Annotated in this window: 22 protein-coding genes and 3 tRNA genes; 20 read left to right on the forward strand and 5 right to left on the reverse strand. The window is 72.0% G+C overall.

The window, feature by feature from the left end; translation table 11 throughout:
• Window positions 1–262 precede the first annotated feature (262 nt).
• The 4 genes from ABGB21_RS26800 to ABGB21_RS26815 all read left to right on the forward strand — a co-directional run bounded on the left by ABGB21_RS26800 (window position 263) and on the right by ABGB21_RS26815 (window position 1,376).
• Window positions 263–583 (forward strand): DivIVA domain-containing protein, encoded by a 321-nt coding sequence (locus ABGB21_RS26800; protein WP_347657088.1) that lies wholly within the window; start codon window positions 263–265, stop codon window positions 581–583.
• The gene (locus ABGB21_RS26805) at window positions 583–828 is read left to right on the forward strand and encodes a hypothetical protein (protein ID WP_347657089.1); all 246 of its coding nucleotides are present in this window, start codon (window positions 583–585) and stop codon (window positions 826–828) included. Before ABGB21_RS26800 ends, ABGB21_RS26805 begins: the two co-directional genes overlap by 1 nt.
• A gap of 41 nt (window positions 829–869) precedes the next feature.
• Window positions 870–1,049 (forward strand): hypothetical protein, encoded by a 180-nt coding sequence (locus ABGB21_RS26810; protein WP_347657090.1) that lies wholly within the window; start codon window positions 870–872, stop codon window positions 1,047–1,049.
• Window positions 1,050–1,181: 132 nt separating this feature from the next.
• Window positions 1,182–1,376 (forward strand): hypothetical protein, encoded by a 195-nt coding sequence (locus tag ABGB21_RS26815; RefSeq protein WP_347657091.1) that lies wholly within the window; start codon window positions 1,182–1,184, stop codon window positions 1,374–1,376.
• A gap of 55 nt (window positions 1,377–1,431) precedes the next feature.
• Here the strand turns inward: ABGB21_RS26815 and ABGB21_RS26820 are convergent, their stop codons facing one another.
• On the reverse strand, window positions 1,432–2,475 hold the full coding sequence (locus ABGB21_RS26820) for a phosphotransferase (protein WP_347657092.1): 1,044 nt from the start codon (window positions 2,473–2,475) through the stop codon (window positions 1,432–1,434).
• A gap of 104 nt (window positions 2,476–2,579) precedes the next feature.
• Between ABGB21_RS26820 and ABGB21_RS26825 the strand changes: the two genes are divergently transcribed.
• Window positions 2,580–3,221 carry a hypothetical protein gene (locus ABGB21_RS26825; RefSeq protein ID WP_347657093.1) on the forward strand — a complete coding sequence of 214 codons (642 nt, stop codon included), beginning with the start codon at window positions 2,580–2,582 and terminating at the stop codon, window positions 3,219–3,221.
• On the opposite strand, the gene ABGB21_RS26830 is transcribed toward ABGB21_RS26825, so the two are convergent.
• Window positions 3,164–4,177 carry a WYL domain-containing protein gene (locus ABGB21_RS26830; RefSeq protein ID WP_347657094.1) on the reverse strand — a complete coding sequence of 338 codons (1,014 nt, stop codon included), beginning with the start codon at window positions 4,175–4,177 and terminating at the stop codon, window positions 3,164–3,166. The genes ABGB21_RS26825 and ABGB21_RS26830 overlap by 58 nt on opposite strands.
• A gap of 136 nt (window positions 4,178–4,313) precedes the next feature.
• Between ABGB21_RS26830 and ABGB21_RS26835 the strand changes: the two genes are divergently transcribed.
• Window positions 4,314–4,715, forward strand: coding sequence for a RidA family protein (locus ABGB21_RS26835; protein ID WP_347657095.1), 402 nt, complete (start codon window positions 4,314–4,316; stop codon window positions 4,713–4,715).
• 140 nt (window positions 4,716–4,855) lie between these two features.
• Here the strand turns inward: ABGB21_RS26835 and ABGB21_RS26840 are convergent, their stop codons facing one another.
• The 3 genes from ABGB21_RS26840 to ABGB21_RS26850 are packed head-to-tail and all read right to left on the reverse strand — an operon-like array spanning window position 4,856 to window position 8,472.
• Window positions 4,856–5,845: an ROK family protein gene (locus ABGB21_RS26840; RefSeq protein ID WP_347657096.1), complete on the reverse strand. Its 990-nt coding sequence runs from the start codon at window positions 5,843–5,845 to the stop codon at window positions 4,856–4,858.
• Complete coding sequence (locus ABGB21_RS26845) at window positions 5,842–7,311, reverse strand: M81 family metallopeptidase (protein ID WP_347657097.1); 1,470 nt, start codon at window positions 7,309–7,311, stop codon at window positions 5,842–5,844. The genes ABGB21_RS26840 and ABGB21_RS26845 overlap by 4 nt, the downstream gene beginning before the upstream one ends.
• A gap of 12 nt (window positions 7,312–7,323) precedes the next feature.
• On the reverse strand, window positions 7,324–8,472 hold the full coding sequence (locus tag ABGB21_RS26850) for an ROK family transcriptional regulator (RefSeq protein ID WP_347657098.1): 1,149 nt from the start codon (window positions 8,470–8,472) through the stop codon (window positions 7,324–7,326).
• A 292-nt stretch (window positions 8,473–8,764) separates the two neighbouring features.
• On the opposite strand from ABGB21_RS26850, the gene ABGB21_RS26855 reads away from it, so the two are divergent.
• From ABGB21_RS26855 to ABGB21_RS26920, 14 genes are all read left to right on the forward strand, one after another.
• Window positions 8,765–10,567: a peptide ABC transporter substrate-binding protein gene (locus ABGB21_RS26855; protein ID WP_347680117.1), complete on the forward strand. Its 1,803-nt coding sequence runs from the start codon at window positions 8,765–8,767 to the stop codon at window positions 10,565–10,567.
• 74 nt (window positions 10,568–10,641) lie between these two features.
• Complete coding sequence (locus ABGB21_RS26860) at window positions 10,642–11,601, forward strand: ABC transporter permease (RefSeq protein WP_347657100.1); 960 nt, start codon at window positions 10,642–10,644, stop codon at window positions 11,599–11,601.
• Window positions 11,598–12,521 (forward strand): ABC transporter permease, encoded by a 924-nt coding sequence (locus tag ABGB21_RS26865; RefSeq protein ID WP_347657101.1) that lies wholly within the window; start codon window positions 11,598–11,600, stop codon window positions 12,519–12,521. Before ABGB21_RS26860 ends, ABGB21_RS26865 begins: the two co-directional genes overlap by 4 nt.
• Window positions 12,522–12,535: 14 nt before the next feature.
• The gene (locus ABGB21_RS26870; RefSeq protein ID WP_347680119.1) at window positions 12,536–14,764 is read left to right on the forward strand and encodes an ABC transporter ATP-binding protein; all 2,229 of its coding nucleotides are present in this window, start codon (window positions 12,536–12,538) and stop codon (window positions 14,762–14,764) included.
• Entirely contained in the window at window positions 14,761–15,471 is a 711-nt protein-coding gene (locus ABGB21_RS26875; protein ID WP_347657103.1) for a copper homeostasis protein CutC, read from the forward strand. The genes ABGB21_RS26870 and ABGB21_RS26875 overlap by 4 nt, the downstream gene beginning before the upstream one ends.
• Before the next feature lie 107 nt (window positions 15,472–15,578).
• Window positions 15,579–15,914: a hypothetical protein gene (locus tag ABGB21_RS26880; RefSeq protein ID WP_347657104.1), complete on the forward strand. Its 336-nt coding sequence runs from the start codon at window positions 15,579–15,581 to the stop codon at window positions 15,912–15,914.
• A gap of 44 nt (window positions 15,915–15,958) precedes the next feature.
• Window positions 15,959–16,033, forward strand: a tRNA-Trp gene (locus ABGB21_RS26885).
• A 52-nt stretch (window positions 16,034–16,085) separates the two neighbouring features.
• Window positions 16,086–16,160 (forward strand) — tRNA-Asp (locus ABGB21_RS26890).
• Window positions 16,161–16,184: 24 nt separating this feature from the next.
• Complete coding sequence (locus ABGB21_RS26895; RefSeq protein WP_347657105.1) at window positions 16,185–17,837, forward strand: ankyrin repeat domain-containing protein; 1,653 nt, start codon at window positions 16,185–16,187, stop codon at window positions 17,835–17,837.
• Window positions 17,838–17,886: 49 nt separating this feature from the next.
• Window positions 17,887–17,962, forward strand: a tRNA-OTHER gene (locus ABGB21_RS26900).
• 86 nt (window positions 17,963–18,048) lie between these two features.
• Window positions 18,049–19,470, forward strand: a complete 1,422-nt coding sequence (locus ABGB21_RS26905; protein WP_347657106.1) for an SDR family NAD(P)-dependent oxidoreductase — start codon at window positions 18,049–18,051, stop codon at window positions 19,468–19,470.
• Complete coding sequence (locus tag ABGB21_RS26910; protein WP_347657107.1) at window positions 19,467–20,672, forward strand: gala protein; 1,206 nt, start codon at window positions 19,467–19,469, stop codon at window positions 20,670–20,672. Before ABGB21_RS26905 ends, ABGB21_RS26910 begins: the two co-directional genes overlap by 4 nt.
• Window positions 20,669–22,357, forward strand: coding sequence for a hypothetical protein (locus tag ABGB21_RS26915; RefSeq protein ID WP_347680121.1), 1,689 nt, complete (start codon window positions 20,669–20,671; stop codon window positions 22,355–22,357). The genes ABGB21_RS26910 and ABGB21_RS26915 overlap by 4 nt, the downstream gene beginning before the upstream one ends.
• A gap of 65 nt (window positions 22,358–22,422) precedes the next feature.
• On the forward strand, window positions 22,423–23,565 hold the full coding sequence (locus ABGB21_RS26920; RefSeq protein WP_347680165.1) for an AAA family ATPase: 1,143 nt from the start codon (window positions 22,423–22,425) through the stop codon (window positions 23,563–23,565).
• The last annotated feature ends 25 nt before the right edge of the window (window positions 23,566–23,590 follow it).

Here is a 23,590-nt window from a genome sequence, read left to right on the forward strand (position 1 = left end):
CGCTGGCGGACCCTTCGTCACACCACCGCCAGCCCACGGCAGATCGGCGACATCGTCCGCGCCGCTCTCCACCTCACCCACTTCGAATACCGATACCTACCGAATCCATGCTGAGATCACGTCAATGCTTCACTCCCCTCAGGCTGATGTGGAACTGAGGCGTCGGCCGAGCTGAACGCCCCTGTCGCAGCGGCCTCGACGGAGGTCGAGGTGGACTGACGGGGCGCCATTCCCTCGTCGATCAATAGAAGGTGGCCTCATCGTGCGTCTCGGGTTATCAGCCCTCCGTCGGTCGAAGCGGCCGACGAGAGAGCAGCGGGGCAGTGGCTATTACCGGTCGGCGGCGTACCTGCCGTTGCGGCCGTGGCAGGTGCGGGACCGGCGGTTCCGGCTCGCCCGGGTCGGACAGCGCGGCTTCGACCAGGCCGAGGTCCGGGCCTTCCTCGCCCAGCTCGCCGACGATCTGGCCGCCGCGTACGAGGCGGTGGCCCACAGTCGGCAGGAAACGGCCCGGATCAAGGACGCGTTGCGGCGGTGGCAGTCGGAGCAGGCCGGCACGGTGGGTGAACGGGGTCGACCCTGATGCGGTACATCATCCAACTGCCTGTCACCGCCGTCGACCTGCAGACCGCGATCCGGTTGGCCCGGGTGGTCGCCCGGACGACGAGCTTCCTGCCGCAGGTCGACTCCCGGGCCACCACCGTCGCCGAGCACGGTGATTCCGGCGTACGGCATCGGGCCTTCTGCGACCTGAGGCTGCCGGACGGTCGGGGCTGTCTGCTGCGGGCCGGCCACGACGGTACGTGTTCCCGCCGCCTCCGACGCTGACCCGACACCCCCTGTTGCCTGTGAAACCGGAGGAGTGAGCCGTGCGCCTGGTGATGACGCTGGTGGTGGTCGGGGTGTTCGGTTTCGCCGCCGGCCTGTTTCTGTTCAAGGTCAAGTCGCGGTGGTGCCCGCAGTGCGGCGCCCGGCTCAGATGCCCCGACTGCCGCAGTCGAATCCCACGCCCTTATCTGCGCAACAGTCGTCCGAGTGGCTGGCGGTGAACCCGCCGTCGGCGTACCCGAATCTCCTGCCCGCCGTCGTCGTCACCGGCACAGCGCGGCGGCGGGCAGGACCCCCAAACGGAACGAAGGTGTCCACTTGTGCCCAGTTCATTCGCCGGTCCCGGTGACGTTGTGCGTCTCCCGGTCGAGGACTACCTCTACGGCGACGCCCCGGTCACGGTACGGATCGTCGGTATCGACGACAATCTTGACCGGATTCCCGGCCTCGAATGGATACGGATCCTCGCCGCCGACACCGCGCGGCCGGGCGCGAAACCGTACCCGATCATCGTCCGCGCCACCGCGCTGCGCCGCCCGGGGGCCTGACGGTGCGGGTGACCGGGCCGCCCGGTCACCCGGTCGGGACCGGTCCCGGTGGGCGTCACACGTCGCCCGGTTCGTCGTGCGGTTGCTCAACTGCCGCCTCGGCGGCCAGCCGGGGTGTGACATCGGAGGCTGCTGTGCGGACGTCCGCCAGCAGCTTGGCGATCGCCGCCTCGGTGACCCAGGCGTCGCCGTTACGGTTGACGGCACCCAGCCAGTCACCGATGTCCCAGATCGCCCGGCAGGCAGCCAGTACGGGGAACCCGGCCACCTCGCTCTCGCTCAGCGGACGGACCTGCTGGTAGCCGGCGAGGACCGCTGCCCAGCGTGCGCGTTCCTCCTCCGGCGCGTCGGGGCCGCGATAGAGGACGACCAGGTCGTACGCGCGTAACCCGAACCCGCAGTGGTCGAAGTCGAACGTGACGAGCCGTCCGTCGCCGTCGATGTGGGTGTTGCCCCGGTGCAGGTCGGCGTGGATGATCCCGTACCCGCCGTCGATCGCCCGGAGTCGCTGGAGCTCGCCGGTCAGTCGTTCGCCGAGTCTGCCGAGTTCGGCGAGGTCCGCTCTGGCCCGGTCCGAGCGGGCATAGGGTGCCAGGCTGGCCAGCGGCCGTTCGACGAGGATGTGTTCGTCGAGGTGGTAGCGGTCGTGGCTGGTGTGGAAGGCGTCCATCGTCAGGTGCATCCTGGCTATGCCGGAGCCGTACTCGCGCCACTGCTCGGCGGTCAGCGTGTTCTGGTACAGGGGTGTGCCGGGCGCGTGGGTGAACAGGGCGAAGTTTCGTTCGCCCTCGGGCGCCGTCAGCCGGCCGAGCCGGTCGCCGGAGATCCGTTGGTACGGGCGGATGACGCTCAGTTCGGCTGCAGCCAGGTGATCGAGCAGGTCGAGTTCGAAGCGAAGGTCGGATTCCGAACGGATCCAGTACTTCTCCCGGTTGTAGACCCGCAGCACGCGGCGACCGCCCTCGGCGTCGGTGACCAGGTAGGTGTCGTTGAAGCCGCGGTTCAGCAGGCTCACCGTGACCGGCGCGGCGATGGCATACTCCCGTGCCACGAGCTGGCCGAGGTCCCCGGCGTGAAGGAGCGAGTGGGTCACGCGCATGTCGAGTGAGCCTATGCGGGGACCAGGCGGCCCACCAGGAAATCTGTAGCATCCGCCGGAAACATTCCAGGTCGGGAGGTCCGGTTCGTGACGGTGGTGACCGGTTGAGCAACGAAGAGGCGCGGCTGACGGAGCTGCGCGACGAGCTGAGGCGGGACGACCTGGACCTCGACGCCTTCAGCATCTCCTTCGAGAGCGCCGTGTACGAGCTTGCGCCGTACGAGGGTCGCGACCTTCCACCGCGTTTTGTCGAGTTGGTCAACGAGCTTGAGAGAATTCGTTTCCGGGAGCGCCCGGAGAACCAGCGCGCCGCGGTCGTACGGCTCGTGGACAGAGCTGCCCGGATGCTGAGCATCGAGAACGCCGCGCCGACCGCTGGTGACACGGCTCTCGCGGCCTATCGGGAGAGTCCTTCCTACCAACGTCGGCTGACCGTCTTCGCGCTGGGCCTGGCGGTGCTCACTCTGACGCTCCTGGACCTTGGCGCCTGCGCCGTCGGCTTCGGCGTCGTCATGTTCTGCGGGATCACCAACCGGCTTTCACTTGTCGCCGCCCCCGCCAGCGCGGCGGTGCTGGCGGGGGCGGTGCTTCTTGTGCTGCGGGACCTCGCCATGATCAGTCGCCGTGAGTCGCTTGGTTGGTCGTCACCACGCCTCCTGTGGCGAACGCTGTCGGTGATTGCCACCGACTATGCGAGGGGCGTGGTAGAACAGTTCAAAGTGGACGAAGGTGCTGGCGCCTCGTAGCGGGCGGCGATCGCGGCGGCGCGGTGGTGCAGGGACGTACGCAGCGACTGCGGCGCCAGGGCCTCGGTGTCCGTGGCGAACTGCCACAGTGCCCACTCGGCGTGTCTCGAGTCCTGGAAGGTCAGCTCCAGCCGCAGCCAGCCGTCACCGTCGACCCCTTCGGAGTGGACCGCGAGGGCCGTGCCCACCAGGGCCTCTCGCCGCCTCGGGTGCACCCGGGCCAGCACGAGGACCTGGTCGCCCCCGGTCCGGAACCGGGTGCTGCGCTCCTGCCAGGCCCGGTCCAGGTCGACCCGGTCCGGTCGCTGCGCGGGTTCGTCGAGTTCCTCGGCGGCCAGGACCCGGGACAGTCGGTAGGTACGGTCCGAGCCGGACCTCGTGGCCAGCAGGTAGCCCTGGTCGCGGACCGTGACCAGGCCGATCGGGTCCACCGTGCGCCATTCCGGGGCCTGGTGGGCAGCCGCGTAGTGGATGCGCAGCTTGTGTCCGGCGAGCACCGCACGCCGGATCTCGGCCATCACGGCGTCGGGCACCTCCTCGGCAACCAGCCGGCGTGACAGGAGGTCGGAATCCGGGTCGACGAGCAGTCGCTGGGCCGCACCGGCCGCGGTGGCCCGATAGCTTTCGGGCAGCGCGTCGACCACCTTGCGCATCGCCGAGGCGAGTGCCGTCCCGAGACCGAATGCCTGCGCCCCGCTCCGCGATCCGGCGACCAGCAGGGCGAGCGCCTCGTCATGGTTGAGTCCGGTGAGTTCGGTATGGAAACCGGGCAGCAGTGCGAAACCACCGTGCCGACCCCGTTCGGCGTAGACCGGAACGCCGGCTGCGGAGAGTGCCTCGATGTCGCGCAGCACGGTACGGGTGGACACCTCCAACTCGCGGGCGAGCGTGTCCGCGGTCAACCGACCGCGCTGGCGCAGCAGCAGTACCAGCGAGACCAACCTGTCGGCGCGCACCCCGGAACCGTACCGAAATACACGACACAACGTGTCACGTATTCGTTGGCATCCTCGACGACACGGCGCCAGCGCACGGGTCTTCGGGCCGAGCCGACGGGCGTCCGTCCTTTCCGGACAATCGAATGGAGCTGTCGTGGCAGTGGAACGAACCGCGGTCAACCCGGTGACGTGGTCGGTGGAGATGGGATTCAACCAGGGTGAGGTTGTTTCCGGGCACACCCGCACCCTGTACGTCTCGGGACAGACCGCGATGAGCACCGACGGCAAGCCCCAGCATGACGGTGACATGGCCGGACAGTTGGCCCTGAGCCTCGACAACCTGGAGGCCGTGCTCGGCGAGGCCGGGATGTCCCTGGCGAACGTCGTCCGGCTCAACGTCTACACCACCGACGTCGATCTGCTGTTCCCGCACTACGGCGTGCTGGCGTCGCGGTTGGGTGCCGCCGGGGTGGCACCGACCACCACAATGCTCGGCGTGACCCGGCTGGCGATCCCCGGCCAGATGGTCGAACTCGAGGCGACCGCCGTGGCGTGAGGTGACCTTGGCGCCGCTGCCGCTCGTGCCGGTCGGACCGGCACGAGCGGCAGGCATGTGCTGATTCCGGATGGCCGAGAGCACCACGCCACGCTCGCCCCGACCGCCCCCGGCAGCTACGAACGGAGCGGCCGAGGCGGCTACGAACCGACCGGTTCGAGGGCGCCCCAGCCGTCCGGGACCGGCAGGCCGGCCGCCCGGCGGGCCAGGATCGCGGCGCCGACCTGGGCGGCGGTCGCCCCGAACGCCGACGGCAGTAGCTCGGGCGCGTCCCGCCAGGCGAGCGCGCCGGCCAGGGCCGTGCGGACCGGGTCGAAGAGCTGGTCGCCGGCCTGGGCGAGCCCACCGCCGAGGACGATCCGGGCCGGGTCGAGGGTCAGGGTCAGGGTGGCCAGGGCGAGCCCCAGCGCCTCGGTCGCGTCGTCCCAGACCGACCGGGCCAGCGGGTCGGTGTGGTACGCCGCGGCGATTGCCCGACTGTCCAGGCCCGAAACGCCGCCGAGGCGTACGTAGCGTTTGGCCAGGCCGCCGGCGGAGGCGTACACCTCGAGGCAGCCGCGCTGGCCGCAGCTGCACGGCTCGCCGCCCGGGTGGACCGGCATGTGCCCGACCTCGCCGGCCGACCAGGTGGTCCCCGGTACCGGCATGCCGTGTACCACGACGGTGGCGGCGATCCCGGTGCCGAGCGGCAGCAGCAGGAAGTTGTCCAGCCCACGGCCGGCGCCGGCGACCGCCTCGGCGACCCCGGCGGTCCGGACGTCGTGCCCGACCGCGACCGGCAGCCCGAGGTCGTCGCCGACCAGCGCGCGCAGCGGCACGTCTCGGAACCGGATGTTGGAGGCGTAGCGCACCACCCCGGCGGCCTCGTCGACGATGCCCGGGGTGACCACCCCGATCCCGGCCGGCGTGGCGCCGAGGGCGAGCGCGTCGTCGCGCAGCCGCCGGCCCAGGGTACGGACCGCCTCGACCGGGTCGATACCCTCGGCGACCCCCGACGGAACCACCAGGCTGTGCCGGAGCCGACCGGTCCCGTCGACCACCGAGCCCTTCATCGTGGTGCCGCCGACGTCGATCGCGAGGACCGCCGGGCCCTCGGACGGACCCGCCGGGTCCACAGCGAGCGGACTCACCGGGTCACCACGGTCAGCTCGGCGGCGAAGTCGCGGTCCAGCGGGAAGACCGGCCGGAGCACCCGCTCGTACGGCAGCCGGACCAGGTCCTGGTCGACGCCGCCCGGGGTGAGCGCGAGCCGCCAGTCCCCGGCCGCCTCGAACAGCTCCGGCTCCAGGTAGCCGATCTTGACCACCACCACGTCGACCTGGTCGACCGCGACGCCCAGCCGGGCGTACGACGACAGTAGCCGGTACTGCATCCGGCGGGAGGTGACGAAGACACTGAGCCCGCCGACCCGGATGCTGACACAGCGTCCGCCGTCGGGGTCCTCGGCGACCGCCTCCAGGGTGCCCTGCAGCGTCAGGGGTCCCGGGTCCCGGGGGTCGATCCGACCTCCGACGCTCACCTCGACCGGGGAGCCGATCGGCTGGTCGGCGACCTCGGCCACCGCCTCCGGGTCGACCAGGGAGGCGTACACCGCCCGGACCGCACCGTTCGAGATCTCCGGCCGGGCCAGCATCCGGCCGAGCGCGAAGGTGACGTCGTCGGCGCCGCCGGCGCCCGGGTTGTCCCCGGAGTCGCTGATGAAGAACGGCCGTCGCGCCGGGTCGGCGACCGCGTCGAGCGCGGTCTCCAGGCACTCGTCCATCGAGCCGGTGGGGGCGACGAAGGCGAACCCGTCGCGGGCCGCCCAGAACGCCTCGCCGAGTTCCCGGGCCGCCTCGGCGGTCGCGGTCGGGTCGGTGCCGGTGGCGACCACCGCGGCCCGGCAACGCGGCTGGTCGGCCCAGGCGAACCCGACCCAGATCGCCGCGTCGATGACCCCGTCGCGGGCCTCGACCTGCGGGATCCGGGCGTAGAGGCCGAGCGCCGGCTCGTCCCGGGTGCTGGTCATCTCGCCGGGCAGCAGGATCGGCACGTGCACCAGCGCCTTGTGCGGCCGCTCCTGCCGACGCAGCGCCTCGACCAGGTTGCGGGCCGCCCGCTCCCGGGTCTCCCAGACGTCGACGTGCGGTGCGGTGCGGTAGCAGGTGAGCAGGTCGCAACCGTCGAAGAGCACGTGCGAGACGTTGCCGTGCAGGTCCATCGCGGCGGAGACGAACGGCTCCGGGCCGATCTGCGCCCGGATCGCGGTGATCAGGTCACCCTCGGCGTCGTCGCGCCCGACGACGCTCATCGCGCCGTGGATGTCGAGCAGCATCCCGTCCACCGGACCCGCCTCGGCCAGCTTCTCCACGATCTCGGTCGCCCAGGCGTCGTACGTCGCCGGTTCGACCGCGCCGCCGGGCAGGGCCCGGGCGTGTACGAGCGGGATCCACTCGACGTCGGCCGCCCAGTCGGCGACCGGGGAGAGCCAGGCGTACCGGGCGAGCAGGGCGTCGCCCCGGGTGACCTCGAAGTCTCCGGCGGTGCTCAGGTGGGGCGAGAAGGTGCTGGACTCGATGTGGATGCCGCCGATGGCGACACGGAGGGGACGGGGCACGGGTGTTGCTCCTCAGGAGGGTCGTACGTCGGCCGTGGTGCGTAGCAGGTGTCCGAGGCCGACCAGGGCCGCGTCGGGGCCCGCGATGCTGGCTTCGATCATCAGGGACTGGGTCATGGACGGCAGGCAGCGTTCGTAGAGCATGCCGCGCGCGGCGGCCACGTAGACGTCCAGACTGGACAGTGCGCCGCCGATCACGACGGCGTCCGGGTTGAGGAAGTTGACCAGCCCGGACAGGGCGACCCCGAGCAGGCCGCCGGCGGTGCGGACCATGGTCACCACGGTCGGGTCGGCGTTGCCGACGGCGGTCATGATGTCCCGGGTGGTGGTCGCCGGGGAGCCCTGCTCGGCGAGCTGACGGGCCAGGGCGGCGCCGCTGGCGACGGTCTCCAGGCAGCCGCGGCTGCCGCAGGAGCAGTGCCGTTCGCCGCTGTCGGCGACCCGTACGTGGGTGACGTCGCCGCTGAGTCCACGGCCGCCGCGGTGGATCTGACCGCCGCTGACCAGGCAGGCGCCGATGCCGGTGCCGGCCTTGACGTAGATCATGTCGCCGGTCTCCCGGCCCCGGGTGACGTGCTCGCCGATCGCCGCCGCCTTGGCGTCGTTCTCGACGACCACCGGCACCTTGAAACGTTCCCGCAGGTGGTTTCGGGGGTCGACACCGCTCCAGCCGGGCATCCGGGCCGGGCCGATCAGCCGGCCGCCGGGGTACTCGACCGGGCCGGGCAGGGCCACCCCGACGCCGAGCAGGGCCTGTCCGGGTGCGGTCTCCCCGGAGAGTCGGGTGACGGTGGCCGCGACGACGTCGAAGACCTCGGCGGGACCGGCGGCGATGTCGATCGCCACCTCCTCGGCGGCCCGCAGCGTGCCGTCGGGGGCGCAGAGGCCGACCCGGGCGTGCTGCCCGCCGAGTTCGGCGACGGCGTGGATCCCGGCGGTCTCGCGCAGGCGCAGGATCCGGGGACGTCGTCCACCGGTGGACCGGCCGACCCCCTCCTCCAGGACGGCGCCCTCCTCAAGCAGTCGGCGGACCACGGTGGTGACCGTCGACGGGGCGACCTGCAACGCCTCGACGAGGTCGGCGCGGGAGGTGGCCGCACCGCTGGCGAGCAGGCTGAGGGTCTGGTCGCGCAGGGTGGCGGAGATCGATGACTCCGACATGCCTCTCCTCCTTCGGGCCGGTCGTCCGGCGTCGCCTCAGCTTGTCGGGTGCAACTGCCGGAGCCGGACACCGGGGTCACCGCGAAGAGTATCGGACGTTGCTTCGCCGGGTTTGATCGTAGCCTGACATAAGTCGCCGAATAAAGAGAGATTTTTTCGTTGACTCGAAACTTACCCCCGGCTACATTCTCGACATCGAACGCTCGAGGAGCATCACCAGGCGGCCGGGACGCGAGTCGACGCCGCTGGCGCCCGGAGACGCGGGGCACGTGCAGATCAATCGAGGAGATCCATGAGGAGCAGATTTTCCGGGCGCGCACTCCGCAGCGCGGTGGCCGTGGTCGGTGCGGTCACCATCGGGGTCGGCCTGGCCGCCTGCGGCGGCGGCAGTGGTTCGTCGAAAGAAGGCGGAAGTCAGGGCAAGGACACCGCGACGGTCGCCTTCCGTACCCCCAACTGGATCCTGCCGATCTCGGCGCCGGGTTTCACCCAGGGGGAGAACGCCATCTTCGGCCAGGCGCTGTACCGGTCGCTCTACCAGTACAAGCTTGACGGCTCGGCGCAGTACAACATCGACCCGAACCGGTCGATGGCCGAGGTCCCGGTGGTCAGCGACGGTGGCAAGACGCTGACCATCACGCTCAAGGACAACATCTGGTCCGACGGCAAGCCGGTGACCACCAAGGACATCCAGTTCTGGTACGACCTGGTCACCGCGAACAAGGACAAGTGGGCGTCGTACCGGGCCGGCGGCTTCCCGGACAACATCGCCAACTGGACGATCAAGGACGACAAGACCTTCTCGGTCACGACGAAGCAGGTCTACAACACCGCCTGGTTCGTGGACAACCAGCTCAACCGGATCACCCCGCTGCCCCAGCACGCCTGGGACAAGGACTCGGCGGGCGCGACCGTGGGCAACCTGGCCAGCACCCCGGAGGGTGCGCGGAAGGTCTTCGACTTCCTCACCGCCGCCTCCAAGGATCCGAAGACGTACGCCACGAACGAGCTGTGGAAGGTCAACAGCGGCCCGTGGAAGCTGGAGAAGTACGTGCCGAACGGCGAGGTCACCCTCGCCGCCCAGCCGAACTACTCCGGCACCGACAAGCCGAAGCTCAGCAAGATCGTGCTGCGGCCGTTCACCAGCGACGACTCCGAGTTCAACGTGCTCCGCTCCGGTGAGCTCGACTACGGGTACGTCCCCGCGGCCAACCTCTCCCAGGAGGACTACCTCAAGTCCAAGGGCTACACCGTCTCACCCTGGTACGGCTGGTCCATCACGTACCTGCAGCTGAACTTCAACAACCCCAAGACCGGGGTGCTGTTCAAGCAGCCGTACCTGCGGCAGGCGATGCAGCTGCTGATCGACCAGAAGACGATCAGCAAGGTGATCTGGTCCGACAGCGCCGCCCCGACCTGCGGCCCGGTGCCGGCCAAGCCCGGCTCCAACGCCGCCGGCGAGGGCTGCGTCTACGGGTTCGATCCGGCCCAGGCCAAGACCCTGCTGGAGAGCCACGGCTGGAAGGTCACCCCGGACGGCGAGACCACCTGCGCCACCCCGGGCAGCGGCCCGAACCAGTGCGGTGACGGCATCGCCGCCGGCACCCCGCTGAAGTTCACCGTCACCAGCCAGACCGGTTTCGCCGCCACCACCAAGATGTTCGCCGAGATCAAGTCGCAGTTCGCCAAGCTCGGCCTCCAGCTGGACATCAAGGAGGTCCCGGACTCGGTCGCGGTCACCCCGGCCTGCAAGCCGACCGAGGCCAGCTGCTCCTGGGACATGTCCTTCTTCGGCTCCCAGGGCAGCTGGTACTACCCGGCGTTCGCCAGCGGCGAGCGGCTCTTCGCCACCGACGCCCCGGTCAACCTGGGCAGCTACAGCAACCCGGAGGCGGACACGCTCATCGAGGCCACCCAGTTCTCCGGCGACGAGAGCGCGCTGAAGGCGTACAACGACTTCCTCGCCAAGGACCTGCCGGTGCTCTGGATGCCGAACCCGGTCTTCCAGATCTCCGCGTACCGGTCCGGCCTGCAGGGCGTCGAGCCGCAGGACCCGATGAACTACATGTACTTCCAGGACTGGTCCTGGAAGTGACCATCCACTGATTCGTTCCGGTCCCGGCGGCGCACCCGTGCCGCCGGGACCCCGATCGGGGAGGAGCGGCCCAGGTGGTCCGGTACCTCATCACACGCTTGGGCCAGGCGCTCATCGTCGTCGTGCTCGTCACGGTGATCGCCTTCCTCATCCTGCACCTGCTGCCCGGCGGCGCGGCCCGGGCCACGCTCGGCAAGGAGGCGACGCTGGAGCAGCTGGCGGCCTTCAACCACGAGATGGGCTACGACAAGCCCTGGATCCAGCAGTACGGCATGTACCTGCAGCGCCTGCTGCACGGCGACCTCGGCTACTCGTACCAGCTCAACCAATCGGTCACCGAGGCGATCACCCAGCGGCTGCCGAAGACGATGGTGCTGTCGCTGCTGTCGACCCTGCTCGCGGTCGTGGTCGCCATCCCGCTCGGCGTCATCCAGGCGGTACGCCGCAACCGCTGGCCGGACTACACCATCACCTCGCTGTCGCTGCTGGCGTACGCGACGCCCATCTTCTTCATGGGCCTGATGATGATCATCCTCTTCTCGCAGGTCTGGCCGATCCTGCCGCCCGAGGCGCCACAGGGCTTCACCGTCGCCGAGGTGCTCGCCGACCCGGCCGGGCTGGTCCTGCCCACGGTCACCCTCGCCATCGTCACCATCGCCGTCTACTCGCGGTACGTCCGCTCCTCCATGGTCGACAACCTCAACGAGAACTACGTCCGTACCGCGCGCAGCAAGGGGCTGTCCGAGTGGCGGGTGGTCTTGCGGCACACCCTGCGCAACGGGCTCTTCCCGGTCATCACCCTGCTCGGGATGTACCTGCCCGCGCTGTTCAGCGGTGCCCTGGTCGTCGAGTCGCTGTTCAACTTCCCCGGCATGGGGCAGCTGTTCTGGCAGGCGGCCCTGAAGCGTGACTTCCCGATCCTGCTCGGGGTCACCCTGATCATCTCGATCGCGACGGTGGTCGGCGCCCTGCTCGCCGACCTGCTCTACGCCGCCGTCGATCCCCGGGTCCGACTCCGCGGGAGCACCTCATGAGCACACTGTCCGAGGCGGTCCCGCCGGTCACCGCACCGCAGCAGCCGGCCGGGACGGCCGAGCCGCCGGTCCGCGGCATGTGGCGGCAGGGCCTGGTCGTCTTCTGCGAGAACCGGCTCGCCCTGGTCGGTCTGGGCCTGTTCATCCTGCTGGCCGGGGTCTGCTTCCTCGGCCCGCTCTTCTACCACACCGACCAGGTGCACACCGACCTCGCCTCGGTGCACCTCGCCCCCGGCGAGCAGGGCCACCCGCTCGGCACCGACGGGGTCGGCTACGACCAGCTCGGTCGGCTGATGCTCGGCGGCCAGACCTCGATCGTGGTCGGGCTCGCCGCCGGCCTGCTCGCCACCGCGCTCGGCACCCTCTGGGGCGCGGTCGCCGGCTTCGTCGGCGGCTGGGCAGACTCGGCGATGATGCGGGTGGTCGACGCGATGATGTCGATCCCGTCGCTGTTCCTCTTCATGCTGCTGGCCGCGATCGTCACCCCGACCGTGCCGATGCTGATCCTGATCATCGGGGCCTTCGCCTGGCTCGGCCCGGCCCGGCTGGTCCGCGGCGAGGCGCTGACCCTGCGCTCCCGCGAGTACGTCCAGGCGATGCGGGGCATGGGCGGCACCGGCGGCCGGGCGGTACGCCGGCACATCGTGCCGAACGCGATCGGCACGGTGATCGTCAACGCGACCTTCCAGGTCGCGGACGCGATCCTGTACGTCGCGTACCTGTCCTTCCTCGGGCTCGGCGTACCGCCACCGGCGGCGAACTGGGGCGGGATGCTCTCCGACGGTCTCGCGGACACCTACAGCGGCCACTGGTGGCTGCTGTACCCGCCGGGAATCGCCATCATCCTCATCGTGCTCGCCTTCAACTTCATCGGCGACGGGTTGAGGGACGCCTTCGAGGTCCGCCTCCGGCGACGCTAGGCAGGAGCAGGGAAATGAGCGCACCGAACGATTCGACACCGCCCGAGGTGGCCCGCGACCGGGCCGGCGGGCAGCCCCTGCTGGAGCTGCGTGACCTCCGGACCGACATCGCGCTGCGGCGTGGCACCGTGCACGCCCTGGACGGGGTCAGCCTCGAGGTGATGCCGGGCGAGACCCTCGGCGTCGTCGGCGAGTCGGGCAGCGGCAAGACGATGACCGCACTGTCCATCATGGGGCTGCTGCCGCACGGCGGCGCGGTGACCGGCGGACAGATCCTCTTCGAGGGTCGTGACCTGCGGTCCCTGCCGCGCGACGAGGTACGCCGGATCCGGGGCGTCCGGATGGGCATGGTCTTCCAGGACCCGCTCACCTCACTCAACCCGACCATGCGGATCGGCACCCAGGTCGCCGAACCGCTCCGGGTCCACCAGCGGGTCGGCAAGGCGGAGGCGCGGAACCGGGCGATCGAGATCCTGCGCCGGGTCGGGATGCCACGCCCGGAGCGGATCGTCGACAACTACCCGCACGAACTCTCCGGCGGGATGCGGCAGCGGGTCGCCATCGCGATGGCCCTCGTCTGCTCGCCACGGCTGCTCATCGCCGACGAGCCGACCACCGCGCTGGACGTGACGACCCAGCGGCAGATCCTCGAGCTCATCGACGACCTGCGCGAGGAGTTCGGCATGGCGGTCGTCCTGGTCACCCACGACCTCGGGGTGATCGCCGGCCGGGCCGACCGGGTCGCGGTGATGTACGCCGGCCGGGTGGTGGAGACCGCAGCGACCGGTGACCTGTTCCGGTCACCCCGGCACCGCTACACCGAGGCGCTGATGGCCGCCCTGCCCGAGTCGGCGATCCGGGACGAGGGCGAGCACGCCCGGCTCTACAGCATTCCCGGGCTGCCGCCGGACCTGTCCCAACCGCTGGCCGGCTGCCGGTTTGCGCCGCGCTGCCGGTACGTCACCGACGAGTGCCGCAGCGCCGAGGTCACCCTGACCGGAACCGGTCACCAGCACGCCTGCCTGCATCCGGTCACGGTGGCCTCCCCGGGCACCGGGCTCGGGGCGGCGGACGCAACCGCCGAGCCGGGAGAGCCGGCCGCGCCCGCTGAACCGACCGTGCTCGTTGAGCCGACGGTGCCCGCTGAGTCCGCCGTACCGGTCGGGTCGGCGACCACGGCACCGGCGGCAGCCGTACCGGTCGAGCCGGCGACCGCGACGCCGGCCGGTGGACCGGCGCCGATCCTGTCCGTCCGCGACCTGGTGAAGAACTATCCGGCCGGCGGCAGCGGGCTGCTGCGCCGGGACGCCGGCCAGGTGAGCGCGGTCGCCGGGGTCTCGTTCGAGGTACGTCCGGGAGAGACCTTCGGACTGGTCGGCGAGTCCGGGTGCGGCAAGTCCACGGTGGGTCGGCTGGTCGTCGGGCTGGAACGGCCGAGCGCCGGGCAGATCGTCCTGGACGGCACCGACCTCAGCACCCTCGCCGGCCGGGAACGTCGCCGGATGCACCGGCAGGTCCAGCTGATGTTCCAGGACAGCTACGCGGCGATGAACCCGCGGATGCGGGTCGACGCGATCCTCGCCGAGCCGCTGGAGATCCAGCAGGTCGGCGACGGTGCCGCCCGTCGGGCCCGGATCTCGTCCCTGCTCGACCAGGTGGGGCTCTCCCGACGGGTGCTGGAACGGTATCCGCACGAGTTCTCCGGCGGCCAACTGCAGCGGATCGGGCTGGCCCGGTCGCTGGCGCTGCAACCCCGGCTGATCGTCGGCGACGAGCCGGTCAGCGCGCTGGACGTGTCGATCCAGGCCCAGGTGCTGAACCTGATGCGGGACCTGCAGTCCGAACTCGGCCTGGCGTACGTTTTCATCAGCCACGACCTCTCCGTCGTCGACTACATGGCGGACCGGATCGGGGTGATGTACCTCGGCAAGCTCGTCGAGGTCGGCCCGGCCCGGGAGGTGGTCCGGGCCGCCCGGCACCCGTACACCCAGGCGTTGATCGACGCGGTGCCGTCGGTGACGCCCGACCCGAAGGCGCCCCGGGAGGGGCTCACCATCCGGGGTGAACTGCCCAGCGCGGTCAACCCGCCGACCGGGTGCCGGTTCCGGACCCGGTGCCCGCTCGCCGCCGAGATCTGCGCGACGGAACCACCGCTGGCCGGCGACGTACACCAGGTCGCCTGCCACTTCCCGCTGCGGCCGGAGTCGGCGGCGGCGACCGCCGGGGCCGGGGCGGCCCGATGAGCGGGCCCTTCCCGACGGTGGAGATCTGTGTCGGCGACGTACCGGGTGCGCTGGCCGCCGAGGCGGCCGGCGCCGACCGGGTCGAACTCTGCGCGGACCTCGGCCAGGGCGGTACGACGCCGAGCCTGGGCGCGGTGGCGGTGGCCCTGCGGACCCTGCGCCGGGTCGGGGTACGGGTGATGGTGCGTCCGCGCGGCGGAGACTTCCGGGTGAGCGACGTCGAGGAGCAGGTGATGGTCGCCGACATCGCGGCGATCCGCGACCTGCCGAACCCGCACGGGCTCGAGGTCGGGGTGGTGGTCGGGGCGCTGAACCCCGACGGTGACCTCGACCTGCCGGTGCTGCGTCGGCTGGTCGAGGCGGCCGGACCGCTGCCGGTGACCGTGCACAAGGCGTTCGACGAGGTCACCGACCAGCACGCCGCGTTGGAGGAGATCATCGCGATCGGCGCCGACGCGGTCCTCACCTCCGGGGCGGCGCCGACCGCGCTGGCCGGCGCGGAACGGCTCGCGGCGCTGCGGAAGCGGGCCGGTGACCGGCTGCGGATCATCGTCGGCGGCGGCGTGCGGTCGCACAACGTCCGCCGGGTGCTCGACGTGACCGGCGCCCGGGAGGTCCACCTGCGGGCACCGGTGCAGCGGGACGGCCGGGAGGCCACCGACGGCGACGAGGTCCGCCGGGTTGTCGCGGTCGCCCGGGCGCGGTGACGCCACACGGACACACCGTCGCATCGACGACGCCGAATTGATTGCGTATTCAACAAGTCTGCGCCATGATCGGTATGGTTTGTTGTCGATGTGAAGGGGGTTCTGCCGTGCGTCGGACACCAGCGAGGATCGGGGCGGGTCTGATCGCGTCCACCGTGCTGACCGTCGGGCTCGGGGTCGCCGCCGCGCCCGCCTCGGCCGCCGCCACCGAGGAATCCGGGCTGACCTTCTATGACCCGACCTTCACCACCCCGGTGCTGCACCTCGACGCCCCGACCGGCGAGTGCCTGGCCCTGCCGCCGACCGCCGGCGCCCTCGTGGGGTGGAGCGGGTTCACCGACGTCGAGACGTACCGGACCACGGACTGCACCGGGTACGCGGTCAGCAACGGCACCCTACGCACCTTCACCCCCGGGAGCTACCAGAGCTTCCGCGCCTTCTGACCGGCTGCACACCTTCGCGGGCCCGGTCCTACACTTCCCGGCGGCGGACCGTAGCGCAGCGGTCGTCGCGTCCGGTCTCCAAAACCGGAAGGACGCCGGTTCGAATCCGGCCGGTCCGCCACCCGAAACCGGGTACCCGCGACGATCCCCGGCGCCCTACACTGCCTCGCGGCGGGTCGTAGCGCAGCGGTAGTCGCGCCTCCTTATCAGGGAGGAGGACGCCGGTTCGAATCCGGTCGGCCCGCCCCCAGGTACGACGAGAGGGCGCGGATGGGGCGGCAGGGCGACTGGCGACGGCGGGCCCGGGAACTGGCGCACTTCGCCCCAGCATCGATGGTCACCGCCGTCACCGAGCGTCGCCGGCAGGGTGACTGGCGGGGTGCCTGCGCCGCCGCACGGTTCGACCCGCACCTCAACCTCCGCGACGTCGCCAACCGGTACGGCGACCAGGAGGCCGGCCGGATCGCCGCCGACCTCGCCGGTTTCGCCCCCGACCTGCTGCGCCGGTTCCTGCCCCGGGTCGCCGCCGGGGTGCTGGAGCCGCAGGCGAGAGTCGTGCTGTCCCGCCGCACGGAGCCACTGCGCACCTCGCCCTCGGAGGTGCCGCCGAGCGGGTCGGCACGGCCGGGCCTCCCGGGGGTGGCGCGACCGCCGGCCCCGGTGCTGATCGCGTTCCTGCCGAACAGTGTCTCGGCCCCGCAACGGGTCATCCTCCGGGTTGGTGAGGTCGACCGGCTGACCGACCGCTGGTACGACCTGCCCGACTGGTGCTGGCACGCGGACGCGGTCGAGCAGCGGCGCTGGGCGTACGGAGCCTCGCCGACCCGACTTGCCTGGCACAGGCCGGACGGCACCCCGTGCCGGTCGGACGGACCGTCCACCGCGGAGTGGCCGGTCGACCGGGCCACCGAGATGGAGACCATCCACCACCTGCTCGGCGACAACCGGGTGGTCGAGGCGTACGGGGCGGCCGGCCTCGCCGTCGACGTCGACCTCGGCGACGACGCCCGCGACCGGCACAGGTGGCAGTGGTGGACCGAGGTCGAGATGGTCCGGCTCGGGACCACACTGCCGGTGCTCGCCGCCGAGGCCCGACGGCTCGCCCGACGCTACGGCCGTACGACGCTGACCGGTGGCCGATCCGTCACCACCGCGGTCGACGTGATCGACGGCGGCCCCGCCACCGTCCGCCGGACCGAGGGTGGCGAGCGACTGGGGGGACCGGACCCGGTCGCCATGGTCGCGCCGATCGAGGCCGGGCTGCTGAACCGCAGACTGCTCCGTCCCGACGAGCTGCATCCGCTGGTGCACGAAGCGTTGTTCCCGGACCGTCGCCAGGACTGGCGGATTCCGCCGCCGGCGCCGGTACCGGTGATCCGGATCCGGTGCGGTGGGCCGACCCCGCACACCCTGCGGGTGACCGACGGGAGCCTGTCCGCCGAGTACCACACCGAGCAGGAACTCCGCCGCGAGCTGGTGCTCGGCGGACTCGGCGGACCGATCAGCGGCTGCGCGGCGGCGGTACGCGCCTGGCGTACCGGGCAGGGGCCGGTGCCGAAACGGATCCGGCTGATCCGGCGGGACTTCTTCGCCCTCGCCCGGCACGGCGACACCGACTCGCTGCTCGCCGTCCTCGCCGATGGGTTCGACCCTGCACTGCGCGACGGCGACGGCGGCACCCTGCTGCACTGGCTGCACCAGCTCGACCACGCCGAGATCCTTCCGCTGCTGCTCGCCGCCGGGCTCTCCCTCGACGAACGGGATCGCAACAGGGACACGCCGCTGCACCGCGCCGCCCGGGCCGGCGCGACCGAGGTGATGGCGGCACTGGTCGAGGCCGGTGCCGACGCCGGGCTGCCGGACGCGAACGGCCGGACTCCGGCGGATGTCCTCGAACAGACCCGGGCCAGATCGGGTCGGTGACCGCCTGCGGCGGCTCGTGTCGGTGGTCGTGTGTATGCTCCCGCACGGCGAGGCCGTAGCGCAGAGGTCGACGCGCCTTGACAGCAAGCTGGAGGACGCCGGTTCGAATCCGGCCGGTCTCGCCACCATTCTCGTCGCCGGCGAACGTTCACGGGGTCGGCGAGGGCCCACCGGGTCGGAGGGCCGGGGAACGTCCATCGGGGGAGGTGCGGTGTCCGTCGAGCGTGCCGAGCTGGCGGCCTGTGTGGACGTACTCGCCCGGCTCGACGCCCCCGACCTCGACGAGACCGTCCGCGCGGAGCTGGAGCGCGCGGTGGTGACGGCGTACCGGGGGGTCAAGAAGCGGGCGAAGGCCCGCCGGTCGGCGCGGACCCGGGAGAGTGACCGGGCCCTGCTCGCCGGCGCCACCCGCTTCCACACCGAGATCCCGGCCACTGGCCCGGCCCCGGAGTCGCCGCCGCCCGCGTCGGGCCCGGGTGCGCCGGATCCCGAGCCGGCCCGGTCGGGCACGGACGCGTCGGAGGCCCTCGGCGACGCCGCGCCGGGCGGCGGTTCGCTGATCCGGGCCCGGTACTGCTACGTCTGCAAGACGCCCTACCGGGACGTCGACGTCGACTACCACATGATGTGTCCACCCTGTGCCGAGGAGAACCGGCTGCGCCGGTCCGCCCGCTGCGACCTGGCCGGCCGCACCGCCGTGGTCACCGGCGGCCGGGTGAAGATCGGCTTCCACACCGCGCTGAAACTGTTGCGCGACGGCGCCGACGTGATCGTCACGACCCGGTTTCCCCGGGACGCGGCCCGGCGGTACGCCGCCGTGCCGGACTTCGACGACTGGGCCGACCGGCTCTACCTGCACAATCTCGACCTGCTCGACCTGCCCGCGACCCTCGACTTCGTCGGACTCGTCGGGCGACGCTTCACCGGACTGGACATCCTGGTCAACAACGCCGCCCAGACGCTCTACCGGCCGGCCGCGTACCACCGGGACGCCCGGGAGGCCGAGGCGGCCGCGCTGGTCGGGCCGGCGGCCCGGATCGCCATCGGCGGCGGTCCGACCGCCAGCGCCGAACCGGGTCTGCCGGGCACCCTGGACGCGTTCTTCCCGCCCGGCCAGCTCGACGAGACCGGCCAGCAGCTCGACCTGCGCGAGGTCAACTCGTGGGTGCTGCGGGACGCCGAGGTCAGCCCGCACGAGTGGTTGCAGGTCCACGTCGTGAACGCGTTCGCGCCGTTCCTGCTCACCTCCCGGCTGCGCCCGCTGCTGGCGGCGAGCCCCCACCCGCGACGGTACGTGGTCCAGGTCTCCGCGATGGAGGGCAGCTACTCCCGGGCCGGCAAGACCGTCCGCCACCCGCACACCAACATGGCGAAGGCGGCGCTCAACATGCTGGTCCGCACCGTCGCCGCCGACTACGCGGCCGACGGGATCCACATGAACAGCGTGGACACCGGCTGGGTCACCGACGAGCGTCCGCACCCGAGCAAGACCCAGCAACGCGACCTCGGCTTCCGGCCCCCACTCGACGTGGTCGACGGCGCGGCCCGGGTCTACGACCCGATCGTGCGCGGTGAGCGCGGCGAGCCGATGCACGGACTCTTCCTCAAGGACTACCGGAGTGTGCCCTGGTGACCGATCCGAACCCGGTACCTGACCCGGCCACCGCCGATCCGTCGCCGGAACGCCGCCCGACCGTCACCGACCCGACCCCGGTACGCTGCCCGGTCATCGCCGACCCGGACGCCGGGCTCGCCGACCCGACCGAGTTCGAGCCGCTGCTGGGCCGCCTCGCGACACCGGAGACCGTGTCGGACAACGAGGTCTTCCCGCGCGGCACCATCCAGGCCGACGGCCGGCTCGACCTCTGCAAGCAGGGGATCGGCCCGGTGCAGACGGCCCGGATCGTCTCCGCCGCGGTCGACTCGCCGCTGGTCCGGCACCTGCTGCTCGGCACCAACGGGCTCGGTGCCGAGGGCGCCCGGGCGGTCGCGGCGGCGCTGCGTCCCGGCCACCGGCTGCAGACGCTCTATCTCGGCTGCAACCGGATCGACCCGACCGGGGTCGAGGCACTCGCCGACCGCATCGAGGGCGACCAGACCGTCCGGGCACTCTGGCTCAAACGCAACCCGATCGGTGACGAGGGCGTGACCAGGCTCGCCGCCGCGCTCGTGCGCAACACCACCATCCGGACCCTCGACCTGGTCAACGTCGGGATGACCGGGCACGGGCTGACCGTGCTCGCCGAGGCGCTGGTCCGGCGGCAGCCGCCGTTGCAGCGGCTCTTCCTCGGCGGCAACGGCTTCGGCCCGGAGGTGGCGTCGACCCTCGCCAACCTGGTCCGCCGGGCCGGCATCCGTGAGCTGTACCTGGCCGCCAACCACCTGGGCGACGACGGTGTCACGGCGCTGGCCCGGGCCGTCGACGGAATCGAGCTGACCCTCGGGTTGGGCGGCAACGGCATCACCCCGGTCGGCGTCGCGGCACTGGCCCGGCACCTCGGGGCGTGGCGGTCACTGGACCTCGCCCGGCCGCCGTCCGAACGGGCCCTCGGCGCGCACGCCAACGTGGTGGCGGACGAGGGTGCGGCGGAGTTGGCCACCGCGCTGCCGACCGCCGCCCGGCTGCGCCGGCTGGACCTGCGGCGTACCGGGATCGGTGGGCGGGGCGCCCGGCAACTCGTCGACGCCGTCGACGGCCACCCCACCCTGGAGTACCTCGGCATCAACGGCGGGGTGCCCCGGCGGATGCGCCGTCGGGCCACCGCACTGCTCGCCGACCGGCCGGTCAGCGCACCGCACCCCGACATCCAGGCGATCGCGAGCGTCTACCGGTGACCGCGCGACCACCGGTCCTCCCCGAGCTCCCGGTCTGGCGACGGGTCCGCCGGTACGCCGTACCGGCCGAGATGATCGAGGCGTGCGCGGCGGCCCGGTCGGCCGGCGACTGGCGGGCCGGCTGTGCGGCGGGGCGGATCGACGTCGGATTCGACCTGACGGAGGTGGCCCGGGAGCACGGTCGGGAGGCCGCCGACCGGATCGAGGCCGATCTGACCACGCTCGCCCCCGACCTGCTGCGCTGGCACCTGCCCCGCGTCCTCGGCGGCCGGACCAGTCTCGCCACCGACCAGCAGTGGCTGCTCTCCGTCCGGGAGGGCCGGCTCGGTGCCGAACCGGCCCTGGTGCTGCGGACGCCGAAGATGGTCGACGGCTCCCAGCGGCTGCAGCTCACCGTCCGTCCGGCGGGCCGGGGGCTCCTGGAGTGTCTGGACCTGCCGCCGGCCTTCTGGAGCGCGGAGCACGTCACCGGCCTCGCCGCCGCGTACGGCGGATCGCCGGCCCGGATGCCCGGCTTCGAACCGGACGCCACGGTTCGCCCGTTCGACCGGTACGCCACAGAGGTGGACCCGGCCGACCCGGCGAGCCGGGCGGAGCTTTTCGACCGGTACGTCGCCGACGGTGACCTCGTCTCCGCCTGGGCCGTCGCCGGAATCGACCTCGATCCGGTCCGACCGGAGGGCCCGGACTATTGGCTGAAGGAGTTCGAGGGCACCACCGAGCTCCTGTTCCCGGTCGGACTGCCGGCCGAACTGCAGCGCCTGCGCGCCCGGTACGGCATCGACCGTGCGGTACTCGGGCCGATGTTCCAGTACCGGGCGGCTGTCGAGTTGCGCGACGACGGTCGGCTCGCCGCCAGGTTGCCGGGATACCGCGACGAGCACAGCTCGTGGCCGCGGGTCGCCGCCGTGGTGTACGACCGACCGGTCGACCTCGAACTGATCCGGCACGGCCTGCTCGACCCCGCCGAGTTGCACCCGCTGGTGCGGCAGGCGCTCTTTCCCGCCCTGCCCGCCGTGGCGGCGGTGCCCGACCGCGTCGACCTGCGCCGTGAGGTGTCGGTGCGGTGCCGGGGCGAGTGGCACACCGTACGACACGGCGACGGCCGGCTCGACCCGGTCGCGCACACACCCGACGAGGTCGCCCGGGAGCAGGCCCTGCGGGCCCTCGGCGGCCCGGTCACCGGTTGCTTCGCGGTCCTCGAAGCGTGGCGTTCCGGCACCGGCCGGCTGCCGCGCCAGCTCCGGGAACTCCGCCGCGAGGTGCTGCAGCGTCTGCAACACGGCGGGTCCGCCGCGTTGACCACGCTCCTCGACGCCGGGCTCGACCCGGCGATCCGGGACGGCCGGGGCGGGACCCTGCTGCACCACGTGCGCGCCCTGTCGGACGTCGGCGCGGTCCGACAGTTGGTCGACGCCGGGGTGCCGGTCAACGTGCCCGACCACCGGGGTCGGACGGAGTTGCACGTGACCGTCGGCGACGGCGGCACCCCGGAGCTGGTCCGGGCGCTGCTCGAGGCGGGCGCGGACCCGCAGGCGACCGACAGCGACGAGATGAGCGTCGTCGACCTGGCGGAGTACAAGGCACAGATGTACGAGGACGATGAGGACGAGGAGACGGTGCTGGCGGAGTATCGGCACATCCTCCGGATTCGTGACGTGGTCACGGAATGGAAGGACCGGTGACCGCGACCGACCGGGCGTCCACCGCCGGTCCGCCCGCCGCGGGTCCGCTCGCCGCCGCCGACGCGCTGGTCGCCGCCAGTCGGGACTGGCGGAGCGAGCCGGTCCGTGACCCGAAGGTGGAGGCGCTCGCCCTCGCCGTCTCGGCGAACCTCCCGGTGCTGCTCTGGGGCGAGCCGGGAATCGGCAAGTCTGCGACGCTGCAGCAGCTCGCCGACGGGATGGGCACGCTGATGGAGACGGTCATCGCGAGCGTGCACGAGCCCAGCGACTTCGCCGGACTGCCGATAGTCGGTGACTCGCCGGCCACCGACGGGGTGCCGATGGCCCCGCCGGACTGGGCGGTACGTCTCGCCCGTACCGGAACCGGGCTGGTCTTCTTCGACGAACTCTCCTCGGCGCCGCCGGCCGTCCAGGCGGCGCTGCTGCGGGTCGTGCTCGAACGGCGGGTCGGCAGCCTGCAGCTGCCGCCCGCGGTACGGATCGTCGCCGCCGCGAACCCGCCGACCAGCGCCGCCGACGGCTGGCACCTGAGCCCGCCGCTGGCGAACCGTTTTGTGCACCTGTACTGGACACACGACGCGCGGACGGTCGCCCGGGGACTCGCCGGCACCTGGCCGGCGGTCTCGGTGCCGGCCGTCGACTCTCGGCGTACCTCCAGCGCGGTGGCGAGGGCGCGCGGCGCCGTCGCCGGCTTCCTCACCGCGCGCCCCGGCCTCGCGCACCACCTACCGGGCGACGCGGAGGCGCGCGGCGGCGCCTGGCCGTCGCCGCGCACCTGGGAGATGGTGCTGCGGCTGCTCGCCTTCCACTTCAGCACGGGCACCGGCGGCGACGCCCTCGCGCTCGCGGCGGTCGGTGCGGTCGGCGACGGCGCCGGTCTGGAGTTCGTCACCTACCTGGAGAACCTCGACCTGCCCGATCCGGAGCGGGTGCTCGCCAACCCGGAGGCGTTCGCGCTGCCCGAACGGGGGGACCGGCAGCTCGCCTTCCTCACCGCGGTGATCTCCGCCGTCCGGTCCCACGTCGACCGGCGGCGCTGGGAGGCCGGCTGGGTGATCCTGGAGAAGGCGGTCGAGGCGGGCGTGCCGGACGTTGCCGCCCGGGCCGCGATGGACCTCGCCGCGCTGCGGGATCCGGCCTGGCCGGTGCCGGCGGCCATCGACGCGTTTGTCGAGGTGCTGCAGCTCTCCGGGCGCCTGCCGGGATGACCGGCGTGACGACGGCGACCGTCAG

It is taken from the genome of Plantactinospora sp. B24E8, assembly GCF_039871735.1.
Lineage (GTDB): Bacteria > Actinomycetota > Actinomycetes > Mycobacteriales > Micromonosporaceae > Plantactinospora.

Coding starts and splice junctions, on each gene's coding strand:
- ABGB21_RS26805 (WP_347657089.1), top strand. CDS start 583: ATGCGGTACATCATCCAACTGCCTGTCACCGCCGTCGACCTGCAGACC.
- ABGB21_RS26820 (WP_347657092.1), bottom strand. CDS start 2,475: ATGCGCGTGACCCACTCGCTCCTTCACGCCGGGGACCTCGGCCAGCTC.
- ABGB21_RS26850 (WP_347657098.1), bottom strand. CDS start 8,472: ATGTCGGAGTCATCGATCTCCGCCACCCTGCGCGACCAGACCCTCAGC.
- ABGB21_RS26855 (WP_347680117.1), top strand. CDS start 8,765: ATGAGGAGCAGATTTTCCGGGCGCGCACTCCGCAGCGCGGTGGCCGTG.
- ABGB21_RS26865 (WP_347657101.1), top strand. CDS start 11,598: ATGAGCACACTGTCCGAGGCGGTCCCGCCGGTCACCGCACCGCAGCAG.
- ABGB21_RS26870 (WP_347680119.1), top strand. CDS start 12,536: ATGAGCGCACCGAACGATTCGACACCGCCCGAGGTGGCCCGCGACCGG.
- ABGB21_RS26875 (WP_347657103.1), top strand. CDS start 14,761: ATGAGCGGGCCCTTCCCGACGGTGGAGATCTGTGTCGGCGACGTACCG.
- ABGB21_RS26895 (WP_347657105.1), top strand. CDS start 16,185: ATGGGGCGGCAGGGCGACTGGCGACGGCGGGCCCGGGAACTGGCGCAC.